Consider the following 13,743-nt stretch of genomic DNA (forward strand, 5'->3'; position numbering starts at 1 on the left):
ACGCTAACATTATTGCCAGGAATTCGTGAGTGTTTTCCTTATTTTTTGGGTTAAATCACAAAATGTGGTGATGAATCCAAACTTTTTATCAAAACAACATTCCTGTAGAAGTGATGGGACGAGTAGGAAGTGTATATGCGTTTGTCGAGGCCTTACTCGTCATTGTGACAACTGCCATTTTTGGAGCAGTCGCTCAAATAGTTTCCATCCGAATAATCGTAATAATGGGGACACTAATTATGTTAGTCATGACAATATTCCTCAGTATCATTCTCTTACACCCATACAAGAGCAACTTTCATCCTACCGCTAAGACTAGACACCATCTATAAATCGAAAGTGAGGGACAAAAGTGAGGGACAGTCCCGCACTGCTTTAAAGCATTGAGGGACTGCCCCCAAAAAATGTCCCCAAAAAATCAGTCCCATATTTAACTATCTTGAGAAACTCTCTCTACTTTCGTTTGTTTCGACTTTACTAATGTTAACGCCATGCCGCTATATATAAGAATCATTCCGACATTTTGTAATGCATTTGGACGAAAGCCGAGGAAAAGCGTATCTAGTAAAATCGCAACGGCAGGGTCAAGGAACACGAGAACCGAAATGATTTTAGTAGAAAGATTACGAACACTATCAAAGAATAACAAATACACGATTCCTGTATGAACAATTCCAGTTGTGGTCACAGCCAACCAATTGGAGGCTGTTAGATGATGAAATTCTTCAAGATGGATCAAGGGAAGTAACAAAATGACACCTAACCCCGTTTGAATAAACGTCGTTGCGTAGGGACTTAACTTTTGAATACCTTTACTGAGCAAAGTGGTCATAGCGTAAAATAGCGCGGCTAAAAGCCCCCATTTGATTCCAGCCGAAACCCCTTGACCACGAAAGCTTTCTGCATTGAGATCTGATATAAAAACGGTTCCTATAAAACAGAGGATTATGGACGTCACCGACAGAAGGGTTAAGCGTTCACGATAAAAGATGGCTCCTAAAATAAGTACAAGAACAGGAGCTAGGTGATAGACAGAAATGGCAACGGTGATAGATGTATTTTCAAATGACTTGAATAAAAATACCCAGTTAAACACAAGGAAAAAGCCACACGCAAGCGCTTGAAGCACTTCTTTTTTACTCCACTGTTCCGCCTTATATTTATCTGTAAGCAACCAAAATAGTATTAAAAAGACAGTCGCACTTATACAACGAACAAAAACTAATTCATAAGAACGCAAGTCTGTAAGAACGGTAAAATAACCAATCGAACCAAAAATAACCATTGATACAACCATTTTTAACGTCGCGTGTGTTTTGGCACTCAAGTTGGCTTGGTGAATACCCATAGTCTATTGACCTCCTGAGGAACAATCGCTTTGACACTTTAAAGGGGTGCGGGACTGTCCCCTTTATGTACTTTGCCTACATAAAATCCAAAGATAATTAATATTGATGGGATTATAGAAAATAAATAGCCGAGTTTTAACCCCAATTCTTCACTTATATTAGTGAATGAGTAAGGAATCCAAATAAAAGAGGTATAACCAACAATATGATAAAGGAAATATAAATTCCCTAATTGTAATGTTAAAAAACTAATAGCCCAAATACACAAGCCTAATCCTAAAAAGAAAAAGGTTGAGCATAACACCTCTTTCGCTTGAAACCATTTTGGGAGAAAAGAGCTTAGTAATAAATATCCTATTATATTAAAAAAGAAGAGAAATAAAGATAGTTTGATTACTTCCGAATGCGTCCGATCATTAAGAGTAGCTAAAAATAAAGTTAACGAAATCCCACCCATAAATAAATGAATGGGTAATGTAGAAAATAAATATCTTATAATTGCCATCCACTCACTCACTTTCGTTGTTTAATATTTTAAAGGACCGCGGGACTGTCCCTCACTACTTTAAAGAGTTAAATTACCCATCCCATACCTATTTAATAATCGGAGTGGATACCCCTTCTACCCAATCATAAATGAAGGGTGCTTGATGAGGATTGATGTTTGGGGGTAGTTCGTTATTATGTAAGAAGCGTAATTCTCGGCTTTCGTTATTTCTTTTTAGCTCTCCTTCAAATTCCCTGACGTGAAAAATGATTTGAATACTATACACTTTATCCCCATTGGCATATTGGGTGAGTCCTTTTTTACCTGAATATAAACCGAACAATTGAGGATGATAGATTTTTAGATTTGTTTCCTCATAGACTTCTCTTTCTAAAGTTTCTAAGAACGTTTCGCCAATTTCCATAACTCCACCAGGTATTCCCCAAACATCCGCGTCCGTTCGATGTTGTAATAATATACGACCATATTCATCTTCAATGATCGCACCACACCCAACGGTTAACAGTGTTTCATGACCAATCATCCTTCGCATAGTTTGAATGTAATCGTTCATGACAAGTTCCTTGCTCCTTTTTATATAATTAGAAAGAAGTGAAAATATTGTACGAATGTTCATGATTTTTAATGTAAAATTATCCCCATTGTATCTCTTTTTAGGAATGGTTATGATCTTAAATTCCATTTTACTCCATCCCGTTCAGTTTTGGTATGTTTTATCACTTTAAATGAGTGAGGGACAGTCCCGCGATGCTTTAAAGCATCGCGGGACTGTCCCTCACCCTAACCTTACTACCATACTAAAGTATGAAAGTAGTCTTAGGTTGAGATTTAGGACTTGGCTATTTTTCTTTTTATCCTGATAATGGAAAGAAGGAGTTATTTCGATTGGCTAAGGATTGAAGGTTGAAAAGGCACGGCCTTTGTTTCCTTGCAATCGGAATGAATGTGGGTTCTTTTATGAGAGAGGAGTGACTAAATGGAGACATATAAAGAAGCTTTGACGAAGCAGAAATCTGTTGAAGCTGCCGATTCAGAGAGTGAAAAGAGAACGAAACGACCGCTCGTGCTGGCATCTGTGATGCTGGCGATGTTTATGGCGGCGGTGGAAGCGACGATCGTGTCCACAGCGATGCCCTCCATTGTTGCAGAAATTGGTGGGTTTTCGAAGTACAGTTGGATTTTTTCCGCGTACTTATTAATGAATGCCGTGACGGTTCTTATTTACGGTAAGCTTTCCGATCTGTTTGGCCGTAAACCCATCTTAAACATAGGAATTACTTTTTTCTTGATCGGTTCCATTTTATGCGGCACCGCTTCGACCATCGAAGCCTTAATTTTCTTCCGTATCATCCAAGGCTTTGGTGCAGGCGCAGTCATGCCGATTGCTTCCACCATTGTTGGAGACATCTACACGAAAGAAGAGCGAGCAAAAATTCAAGGATACTTGTCTAGCGTTTGGGGCATTTCCGCCATCATGGGTCCGGCATTAGGCGGAATGTTAGTCGAATATGTGAGCTGGCGATTTGTATTCTGGATTAACATACCAATTGGCCTGTTAGCCATGCTAGGGGTCACGTTATTTTTACACGAAAACATCCAAAAGAAAAAACCGAATATCGACTATATCGGCGCATTACTTATGTTTCTTTCCATAAGTACGTTGATGATTGTTTTAGTTGAAGGCGGTGTTCATTGGGCTTGGTCATCCGCACCTGTAATCACCCTACTAATCGTGTCAGCTACAGCGTTTCTATTTTTTATCATCCAAGAACGTCGCGCCAACGAACCGATGATGCCCTTTGATATTTGGAAAGAACGGTCTATTTTGATCGCCAATATCACCTCTTTAACAACAGGGGTGATGTTAATCGGTATCTCATCTTTTTTACCAGCGTTTGTACAAGCGGTCATGGAACAATCACCGATGGTTGCCGGATTTACATTAACCACCATGTCCATTGGGTGGCCGATCGCCTCGACACTTGCTGGACGCTTACTATTAAAAATTGGCTTTCGTGCCACTTCTATTCTTGGTGGGGTCTCCTTAATCATCGGAAGCATCATTTTTTTAACACTTTCAGGGGATGATGGACCTGTTCATGCGATGGTCGGTTCCTTTTTCATTGGGGTCGGCATGGGGCTTTCCACCACTTCCTTCATTGTCTCGATTCAGTCCACGGTTAGTTGGGAACGACGAGGAATCGCCACCGCCTCCAATATGTTTATGCGTAGCCTCGGCAGCACAGTTGGCGCGGCCTTATTAGGTGGTATTTTAAACGGATCGCTTCAAGATTTTATAAAAGAAAACAGGCTACAAAATAAGGTCAATATCGACTCGACCAACATCTTATTGGACCCCCACGGCACAGAGCAGTTAAGTGAACAGACCATCTCTGTGCTTAAAAATGGTCTAAGCCTGTCCCTTCATCATGTCTACTGGGGCGTTTTTACCTTTGCGTTAATTAGTTTTGTTCTGATTCTGTTATTGCCAAGTAACAAAAGAGTGTAGGATACATGTCCTACCATTGTGGGGACAGTCCCTCAACAGAGTAATACGTTAAAGGAATGAAATGAAATGAACATCATCTACCATACAAATCAACTAAAAAAAGCGTTAACCAATCATCATTCGCATGTTTGCTTCTCTATTCAAGATATACCTACCTATTTAAAAAGTTTTCAATTTCCTCAAGATACATTATGGTTAGAGAGTTACCATCAAAACACAAGGAAAGCACTAGCTATTTTGAACGCATTTCTTGCCAAGATAAAAACTAAAGCAAAACTAGGATTTAATAGCGTATGGAACGACAAGGAGCTCATCCATTACGTTCAACAATATCACCACCTATTTGACGAAATCGTAATCGTACCACTAGGGAATACGTTGAAGAGGTTATGGACAGAGAATTTAAACCATCTGATGACTCAGCTTTCCATGGTCCCTAAAGAAAAACTCATCGTGGATATTGAGATTTACCCTAAAACGGTGCTTAACGATCTCTCTATGTACCGTCAAAAATTGAACTATTTAAACAACCTTCAATTAAAATCCGTAGCTGGTGTCGGGAATTATCTTTATCAATCAGAAAAGGATATTACGGGGAACGATATCAAGGAGTTAGTTCACCTGCTAAAAGAAGGAAACCTAACATATATGATGGTACATAATCGATTTTTAGATTTGTACGGAAGTTATTTATAAGCATTAATAATCACCTATCAAATTCTATTGGTATTCTATAAATCAGGAAGTACATCAACATCATTTCCATAAATGAAAAAAAGGGCCTCCATTTCTAGAAGCCCTTTTTTCATATAACCCAAGACGTTTTTTACAAACTATACTCCACATTCCTCTTCGTCACTTTCATTAACGCTTTTACATATAAAAGAATCGGGAAGCCTAATGAAGTAAATAAGGCTAATAAACTAAAGATCAATAAATGATTCCCATAGCCTAGCTGTTCAAGCATCAGTCCACCGATTCATGGACCAATTGCGCCTCCAATGGCGGTAAAGCTCATGGAACCGAAATATAATCCTTTCATATGTTGTGGCGCGATTTGGTCAATAAATAAGTCGGTCATCGTAAACATCATGACTTCTCCAACAGTTAATACGAACATGGAGACAAATAGCATAGGAACTGAAGTAAATAGACCAAATCCTAATAGTCCTAATGAAACGGTTAAAATACCACACATAATGGACGTAAGCGCCGAATACCGCTTACCAATTCTTGAGACTGGGTATTGCATGACAAGCACGGTGATTGCATTAAATACAATTAAATAAGAAAAAAGCTTTACCCCATCTTCAAATTGGGATAAATATTGCGGAATCGTTGAGTTAAATTGCGAATACCCAGTGATTCCGAGAATCATTCCAATGACGGCAAACAAGAACACCCGGTCGTGACTTAATACGTTGATGGCTTTACGAAGAGTTACTCGTTCGGTCGTCGCTACGTTCCCTTGTTCAATTTTATAGTGAGCAAACATCATGATGAGTAGAATAAAATAGAGAAAATAGACAGCTGCTGTCACAAAAAATGCCGCTGTCGATGACGAACTGCCAATTTTCAGCCCGACTAGCGGTCCTACCGCTGCCCCCACATTAATCGCCGCATATCGTAAATTAAAAACGAGCAATTTATTTTCTTGTTTCGTTACTTTAGACAACAACGCTCGAGAGGATGGTTCAAAAAACGAGCGGCTTAACCCGTTTAATGCATTTAATAGGAAAAAGATGAAGACTGCCTCCGCAGTTGCAAAGCCAATAAAGATAAATCCCCACATAAAGAGCGAAATCTTCATCACTTTCTCCCGACCAAATCGATCGGAAAAATATCCTCCAAAAAAACCGCCAAATAGCCCTACGATGGAACTAATTCCAATAATCGCTCCCGTAGCAGACGGGCTAACCCCTTTTACATTCGTCAAATAAATCGCTAAAAACGGAATCGTCATAAACGTCGCCATTCTCGCAAACAACGTTCCAATAATAATTGTAAGACTTATAGGATGAATTTTTTTTGCCCTCATAACGGTTTCCTTTCACACTTTAAAGTATCGCGGGACTGTCCCCAAAAAATCAGCCAACGAATACAACGTATATCCGCCTCTCCCAATGGTTGTTTTTGCTGTGATCATGGAGTTTAAGATAGCTTCTTCAGTGGCATCGGCAACAGCAATAAAGGCTTGGTCGATGTCGGTTTCATGAATGGTTTCCATCGTCAGTAATGAAAGGGTTGGGAAGTGCGGTTGTTTAGTAGCAGTCGAAAAACCAATCACAAGATCTCCGCTTCCGTTACCAAAATAGGAACCGGTTCGACTTAACCCGACAGAGGCCCGTTTCATAATCCGTTTCAGCTGTCGTTCCGATACCGGTAAATCCGTAGCAACGACAATAATAATTGAACCTTGATCTTCTATTTTATGCGGCGGAGGAACGACTGAACTTAACTTCTTCCCTACTGGCTCACCATTTAATCGAAAATCTTTCATGAGCCCAAAATTCGAAAGCACCAACACCCCGATTGTATATGTACCATGAGACATCTCTAATAAACGAGACGAAGAGCCAATACCTCCTTTAAAACCAAAGCAAGCCATTCCCGTTCCCGCTCCGACACTCCCCTCGTCAAAATCGACAGACGCCCGCTCTAACGCTTGGAACACGTGCTCCTCTTTCACAAATCCCGCTCGGATATCGTTTAACAACATATCATTACACTCACAAACGATTGGGTTCACCGTTCCAGTCGTCCGGCCGATTTCCGGGTTTTGCTCTAACATGTATTTTACAAGCGCGTTCGTACAAACACCGACACTAAGCGTATTCGTTAATATAATCGGCGTTTCAATCGTACCGAGCTCATCTATTTGAATCGTTCCGGTCGTTTTTCCAAACCCATTAATCACATAGGTAGCCCCTAGCACCTTTTCTTTAAACAAATTCCCTGGATGCGGAACAATCGCTGTTACCCCTGTTTTCATATCGCCGTCATCGAGGGTCGTATGCCCAACGGTGACGCCTTCCACATCCGTAATGGAATTCCTTTTTCCTGTTTTCATTGAGCCAATCACAACACCATAGTCCCGTATTTTTCGTTGCGTAGCCATGTCTGCCCCCATACTCTTTTATCGTTCCAACGATTCACTTAATCGTGTAGATGATACGTATTGTATAATGTCTGCCAACAAATGTATAGATATTTTTCTATATTCTGACAAAAAAGATTCCAAATCCTGTCATTATTAAAAATTTAATCAAATAAATGACTTAAAAAACTAATTAACTTCATATTGGGAATAAGAAAATAAGGGGAACTTATATTTCTTTTTCTAAGCAATAGTGAAGTTTCCCTTGATATTCTACTTCCTTAAATATCTTGTAACCTAATTTTGACCAAAACCTTAATCCACGTTCATTTTGTTTATGTACAGCAAGTCGTAATATCTTCTTGTTCATTTGTTTAATCATATTCTCAAAAGACTGATAAACGAAAGTAACAGTTCCATTTCCTTGATACTTTTGATGAATGATAAACAAGCTGATCCACGTTAGGTTATCAGATGGATTTTCTAAGCAATAATCTATTAGACCAATATACGCATCATTTTGTTTAACTAATAAGCGTTCTGTATTCAATCTCCTTACACTCTAAATATTCATTACGAATATCTTCTTCATCGATTTTTTTCTCTATTTTTGAAATTATGTTATAGGCTGGATTAGAGTTCATGATGTCTAATTCCACTTCTAGCTTACTAATTTCGTTTTTCTCAAAAACAATCATTTTGTCCTTACCTCTCTATTAATCCCCTTTTTTTGACATAAACATATTTTATCATATATTGGTAATATTTACTTTATGTAAACTCGGATAAAAAATAACATAAGGATGGCGACATCACGTCACCACCCTATCATTTAACGTAAAACCAATACTATAGTTATTTTGAATCCAACCCTGAATTCAATATTTCTTACCTTCATCACGGTTCTCTTTCACACTTTAAAGTATCGCGGGACTGTCCCCTAAAAAACAATCCATTGAGCGATTTCATAATATACAGGTATTCCGATAACAAGGTTAAACGGGAAAGTAACTCCTAATGATAATCCTAAATAAATCGAAGGATTTGCTTCTGGGACAGAAGTTTTTAATGCCGCTGGTGCAGCAATATAAGAAGCACTTCCTGCTAGAACCCCCATTAATGTACTTCCGCCTAAAGATAGATGGGCAAGACTCCCTACGAAAACGCCTAAACTTCCAAAAAGAAGCGGAGCACCTAATCCAAACAACAGTAATTTGAAACCGTGTTTTTTCACTTCTGGCAGACGCTTACCTGCAATCAATCCCATGTTCAATAAGAAAAGAATTAACACACTATTATATAAGTCTATAAATAATGGTTTAACCGTTGGTACAGCACGTTCTCCAAGGACCAATCCTATTAATAAACTTCCTAACAGCAGCAATATACTTTTTCCAAATATACTTTCTTTAATGACTTCTTTATCAATTAGCTTTGCTGATGCTGGAATAAACTTCATGCTTTGATAGGATATTTCTGGTATATCCCTGTTTTTTTCTATGATATTTAATAACAGTAATGAAACTAAGATTGCAGGACTTTCCATTAGCACGACTAAAGCATTCATAAATCCTTCATAAGTTGTTCCACTTTTCTCAAGAAACGTGATGGCAGCTCCGTAGGTAACAATACTGATCGATCCATAAGTTGCAGCTAGACCAATAGAATTTTTTAGATCCATCTTCATTAATCGTAAAATAATGAGTGTTATCAAAGGAATGATGACTCCTAAAAATAATGTACCAAAAATGGGGCCAATAACAGATTCAATGGAATAATGGGAAAGTTCAATTCCCCCTTTGAGTCCAATAGCAATTAACAGATAAATACTTAGTCCTTCACTTAATCCGTCTGGAAATTTTAAATTTGATTTAAATAAGGAAGCCATAATTCCTAATACGAAAAACAACACGACTGGTGATAATAAATTTTGTATGATAATTTCTGACATGGTAGCCCTCCTTCAAGCATTATTTTCAAATAAAAAAACCGACAATTTCAGAACGAACGGTTTTTGTTAACCGTGTTTTCTGAAAATTGTCGGTTTATCTTCAACTAACCACATAGGTTCTTTGAAGATCTCCCTTATATATTTATTTTTTATTTTAAAATTTTTTCTCAAGATTATTAAATAATTTAAATACCATTACTCGTTCTCCTGTACGAGTGCTGATATCGGTGAAAAAACTTTTTACTTCTTCTCCAGTAATCGTGAGAATAATTTCCTTTAAATCCTCTATCCCTGATTCAACTAAATCAGAACGAATCCTCTTTATAGATAACATTCCTTCTTTTGTTTCACAAACTGAATATTCAGCAGGTGTTAAAATACCTTGTAAATTCACAATGATCATATCTCGTAAAATATCTGTCTTAACTGATAATGAACCTCGTCCGAGGAATTCTTTTTCCCATTGAGTGATTGCTTTACTTATTTCTGCTTCAATAAAGCCTTTTGATTTGTTCATATTCATCTCCTCAAAAACTTAGATGCCAAAAGAGGTCCAATTGTTCACTTTATACATCCATTCCTAGTGTATCAGCTTTAGGGTCAAAGGGGACCTCATAGGACAGGTTCAATCATTTGAATCAGTATGAGAAAATGAAGTGCTTTTTCATCCTGCCAATTTTTGATTAACAGTATGCTAAAGCACAGAGTTTATAAAGTTCATAAGAATTTCATCGGTTAAAATTTAATTATACTCTATATTTTAATATAAAATGTGTCAATATGAAACGAAAAGATTTATTTCCATTTTTTACAATTCAACCATCTTGTCATTCACAAAAAGGAATGCGTTCAATTGATGAACGATTCCCTTTGTTAGTTTTAGTGATTTGCAAAAATTCAACTTGATACCGATTAGAAAGGTTACAACAGGATATTATTTCAATATTTCATTCTAAATTATCTTGATAAAAGAAAAATAAATAAGAAAATACCTGTATAAAACAATATTCTTTCATTTTTATTCCCTTTTCTCTCGATCAAAGCGTATAAGGAAAAAACAATGATCAACGAATATTAAGGCTTAAATATCATGATTTTTTAATTCTACCTTCCATCATTTCATCATTGATTCCATTTTGATATGAAAGGTTCTCCTTATACGATCATTGATTGACTTTACATTCTTCTACAACTATTAGTTCAATCCTTCTTCCTTTTAACAACTCAAAGGAAGTTGTAACAAATGAATAAAGAATAAATAAAAGGGTGCCTAAATAGACACCCTAAACTTTATATACTTTGTGCGATTTCATAGACTCAAAAAGTATTCATAGATTCGGGGAAGATTTCTCACATTCCTTTACTTCTGCTTGAAGCTGTAACAATCCATTCCCTTGTTCCTTCTTACTGTATCCTAAGGAAACTGTATGTTGAATTAACAATTCATATACTTCTGGTTCGGTAGGGGTCCGTTTGTTCTCTGCCTCGAACTGCTGGATTAAAAGAGCTACTGCTCCAGATACATGAGGTGTCGCCATCGAAGTACCTGTCAATACTGCAAACTGATTCGTTGGATAGGTAGAAAGGATTTTTTCACCTGGAGCCAATAAGTCGATTTCATCATTCGTATTACTAAAACGTGATAAACGTTTGTTTAGGTCAACAGATCCTACTTCTACAACTTCTGAATAAGCACCAGGATAGCTATACTCATTTGTTGTTCCATCGCCATCTCCTTCATTACCTGCCGCACATACTACTACTATATTTTGTTTAACAGCCTCTTGGATTGCTTTATGGAGCTCTGGATTATCTTCTGGTCCTCCTAATGACATGGATATAACTCGTACCTTTTCTCCATTTTTCCCTCTCCATTTGGTAGCATATTGAATGGCTTTTGTAACGGATTCTACTGTACCTTCTCCATTTCCATTTAACACCTTCAAAACAAGCAGTTTTGCCTTTGGGGCTACCCCTACAACTCCTTGGTCATTTTCTGTAGCAGCAATTGTGCCACAAACATGTGTCCCGTGACCATTGTTATCGAGAAATACGTTAGGATCTCCTCCGTAATCCTCAGTAAAGTTATAACCACCAATAATACGCTCTTGTAAATCAGGATGACCTGTCTGACAACCTGTATCAATTACAGCAACCACTATATGATCCCCATAGTACCCTTTTTTCCAAAAAGCTGGTGCTTGTATCAGTTCAACTCCCGGAGGTATCTCTTTTGTATCCTTCCTGACTTCTTCTAACTTGTACGGGATTAATTTAATTTTTGACAAGTACATCCTCTCCCTTTTCGGAATATTTGTATTCCTTCAAGTCCATTCTAAGAAGTCATATATTATATATTCTATTTTTTGTATTAAATTACCTTCTTTTACGAACTAACATTCTGCAATATAAAAAAATCAACTTCGAACCGTGCTTGTTCATTTATACAAACGTTTAATTAAAAAATGAATATACACAAAGAGAGTTTTCCTGCTTCATAATGGTACCCTTTTAATGGGGAGTTCTCATTCCATAACCTCTTCCACGCTTGACTATTGGTCTCGGTTCGGATAGAAAAACTCATACGTGATTGTTTCCCCCTCTATTGTGATGGTAACTTCTTCGTTTCCACTTGCTGACACAAACGTATGAGATTGATTTGTTGTAGCTTTTTTCTCCCAATTGCCCTCTTCTATTTTTTTAATATAAGCATTAAAGGCCTCAATCGACGCCCCTTCCCAATGATACACTTCTTTATTTGGAGAAATGGAAATGGGCTCTAGTCCGACAGGGTAAATTAATGTCCCGTAACCGTGTGTCACATAAAGCTGGTCGGTATCTGTATAAGGCTTTATCCCTTCAATTCGTAGCGTAGAAACGGCTTGAAAAATTTCAGCATGGTCAAGCTTAGGATATTCAAAAGTAAAATAAATGACTTTTTCGTCAGTCAATGGAATAAAGAAGTGGTATCGGATTAACACGTCCATCATTTTTACATGCTCAATATACATAGATGTCGGATAGGGGAAATTTTCAAGTTTTTTATACACAAACATCGGTACACTATGAATGATCCGATTCATTTCTTCTTCCGTTATTTGCTGGACAGCTCCAACCTGCACCGCTGCTTGACCTTCACGATATAGTGCCAAACCATGATCTGCATTTTTACTATATACATCTTTCAAATCCCAACTGAACTGCTTATCACCTATACTCATTCCTTCTGAAAATTGTGGTTGAGTGCTTTCCAGCAGAAGGAATAACAGAAAACTTCCGCAAATAAGGAGGAGCAAACCAGTAGCTAAAATGTTTTTCCATGGAATAAAACTCTTTCGGGAGCGATCAGGGTGATGTTGAATGGATTCCCAAATTCTCTTTCTCATCGCTTCTTTTTGATTACTTGTTGGCTTCAGTTGTTGAAGTAGCTTCCACTGATCATCAAAATGTTTGCTCAACATGCCCACCACCTTCTAACCCGTTTATTTTTCTAAGTAATTTCATCGCTCTAGATAACGTTTTACGAACTTTTGCCTCGGACCAGTCAAGAATCTGAGCAATTTCTTTTGTCGAACATTCCTCCACCTTCTTCAAAAGAATCACTATTCGGTAATTAGGTTTTAGTTGTTGGATAGCTGTCAATAGTTGTGTTACTGCTTCTTTATGTTCGATCATTTGTTCTACATTGAAGGAAGATGGAATGTCCCTCTCCATCAAATTCATTGAAAATAACCTTCTCCGCTTTCTTTTACGTATTTCATCTAGAACCAAATGCTTGGCAATACTGAACAACCACGTTTTTACGTTTGAGCGTTGATCAAATCGATCATAGGCCGTATATGCCCGAACAAACGTGTCATGAACAAAATCTTCACAGCATTGTTTGTCTCCCAACATAAATAAAATAAACCGATAAATGTCATCGTAGTACGTTTCGTACCACTCCATCACGAGACGTTTCCTGTCTTTGTTCAACCTCATCACCACCTGTTTTCCTCTTCTAATTAATCAGTCGTACGAAAAGGAAATTTGTGACACCGATTACAAATAATAAAAAAATACGATACCTACTATTGAGGCATCGCGTCCTTTTGCTGATTGAGCTATAAATGTGTCTAACTAGTTTGTTTAATCACTCCATTAAGTGTTGATCGGTATCTGCTTGTTCTCTAAATATGAAATTTCTATATTAAATTCCACATTCCTTCTTTAAGGTAACTTCAGCTGAAAACCAATGCTCCAAAAAATAAAAACTTTAACAATTTAAAGCGGAGCGGGACTGTCTCTTAAGAATAGATTCATGCCGAGATAATTTAGGGAAGTTTTATA

At 37.5% G+C, this 13,743-nt stretch carries 13 protein-coding genes and 1 pseudogene; 2 read left to right on the plus strand and 12 right to left on the minus strand.

Annotated features, from left to right (window positions below):
- Positions 1-430 precede the first annotated feature (430 nt).
- From H0Z31_14960 to H0Z31_14970, 3 genes are all read right to left on the minus strand, one after another.
- Positions 431-1,348 (minus strand): DMT family transporter, encoded by a 918-nt coding sequence (locus H0Z31_14960; GenBank protein ID MBO8178729.1) that lies wholly within the window; start codon positions 1,346-1,348, stop codon positions 431-433.
- A 38-nt stretch (positions 1,349-1,386) separates the two neighbouring features.
- Complete coding sequence (locus H0Z31_14965; GenBank protein MBO8178730.1) at positions 1,387-1,854, minus strand: hypothetical protein; 468 nt, start codon at positions 1,852-1,854, stop codon at positions 1,387-1,389.
- 88 nt (positions 1,855-1,942) lie between these two features.
- Positions 1,943-2,410: an NUDIX domain-containing protein gene (locus H0Z31_14970; protein MBO8178731.1), complete on the minus strand. Its 468-nt coding sequence runs from the start codon at positions 2,408-2,410 to the stop codon at positions 1,943-1,945.
- A gap of 423 nt (positions 2,411-2,833) precedes the next feature.
- Here H0Z31_14970 and H0Z31_14975 point away from each other — a divergent pair, with 423 nt between their 5' ends.
- Positions 2,834-4,366, plus strand: coding sequence for an MFS transporter (locus tag H0Z31_14975; protein MBO8178732.1), 1,533 nt, complete (start codon positions 2,834-2,836; stop codon positions 4,364-4,366).
- Positions 4,367-4,432: 66 nt separating this feature from the next.
- The gene (locus tag H0Z31_14980) at positions 4,433-5,062 is read left to right on the plus strand and encodes a hypothetical protein (protein MBO8178733.1); all 630 of its coding nucleotides are present in this window, start codon (positions 4,433-4,435) and stop codon (positions 5,060-5,062) included.
- A 130-nt stretch (positions 5,063-5,192) separates the two neighbouring features.
- On the opposite strand, the pseudogene H0Z31_14985 reads toward H0Z31_14980, so the two are convergent.
- The 9 genes and pseudogenes from H0Z31_14985 to H0Z31_15025 all read right to left on the minus strand — a co-directional run bounded on the left by H0Z31_14985 (position 5,193) and on the right by H0Z31_15025 (position 13,389).
- A pseudogene (locus tag H0Z31_14985) lies at positions 5,193-6,404 on the minus strand (MFS transporter).
- Positions 6,405-6,416: 12 nt separating this feature from the next.
- The gene (locus tag H0Z31_14990; GenBank protein ID MBO8178734.1) at positions 6,417-7,484 is read right to left on the minus strand and encodes a P1 family peptidase; all 1,068 of its coding nucleotides are present in this window, start codon (positions 7,482-7,484) and stop codon (positions 6,417-6,419) included.
- Between the two features lie 208 nt (positions 7,485-7,692).
- A complete protein-coding gene (locus tag H0Z31_14995; GenBank protein ID MBO8178735.1) occupies positions 7,693-8,013 on the minus strand; it encodes a GNAT family N-acetyltransferase in 321 nt (106 codons plus the stop codon).
- Complete coding sequence (locus H0Z31_15000) at positions 7,988-8,161, minus strand: hypothetical protein (GenBank protein MBO8178736.1); 174 nt, start codon at positions 8,159-8,161, stop codon at positions 7,988-7,990. Before H0Z31_15000 ends, H0Z31_14995 begins: the two co-directional genes overlap by 26 nt.
- A 242-nt stretch (positions 8,162-8,403) precedes the next feature.
- The gene (locus H0Z31_15005) at positions 8,404-9,414 is read right to left on the minus strand and encodes a sodium-dependent bicarbonate transport family permease (protein ID MBO8178737.1); all 1,011 of its coding nucleotides are present in this window, start codon (positions 9,412-9,414) and stop codon (positions 8,404-8,406) included.
- A gap of 154 nt (positions 9,415-9,568) precedes the next feature.
- The gene (locus H0Z31_15010; GenBank protein MBO8178738.1) at positions 9,569-9,931 is read right to left on the minus strand and encodes a DUF2294 domain-containing protein; all 363 of its coding nucleotides are present in this window, start codon (positions 9,929-9,931) and stop codon (positions 9,569-9,571) included.
- Positions 9,932-10,742: 811 nt separating this feature from the next.
- Positions 10,743-11,708, minus strand: coding sequence for a S8 family peptidase (locus tag H0Z31_15015; protein ID MBO8178739.1), 966 nt, complete (start codon positions 11,706-11,708; stop codon positions 10,743-10,745).
- Between the two features lie 258 nt (positions 11,709-11,966).
- On the minus strand, positions 11,967-12,872 hold the full coding sequence (locus tag H0Z31_15020; protein MBO8178740.1) for a hypothetical protein: 906 nt from the start codon (positions 12,870-12,872) through the stop codon (positions 11,967-11,969).
- A complete protein-coding gene (locus H0Z31_15025) occupies positions 12,856-13,389 on the minus strand; it encodes an RNA polymerase sigma factor (GenBank protein MBO8178741.1) in 534 nt (177 codons plus the stop codon). Before H0Z31_15025 ends, H0Z31_15020 begins: the two co-directional genes overlap by 17 nt.
- Positions 13,390-13,743 lie beyond the last annotated feature (354 nt).

It is taken from the genome of Bacillus sp. (in: firmicutes) (assembly GCA_017656295.1).
Taxonomy (GTDB): Bacteria; Bacillota; Bacilli; order Bacillales; family JACDOC01; genus JACDOC01.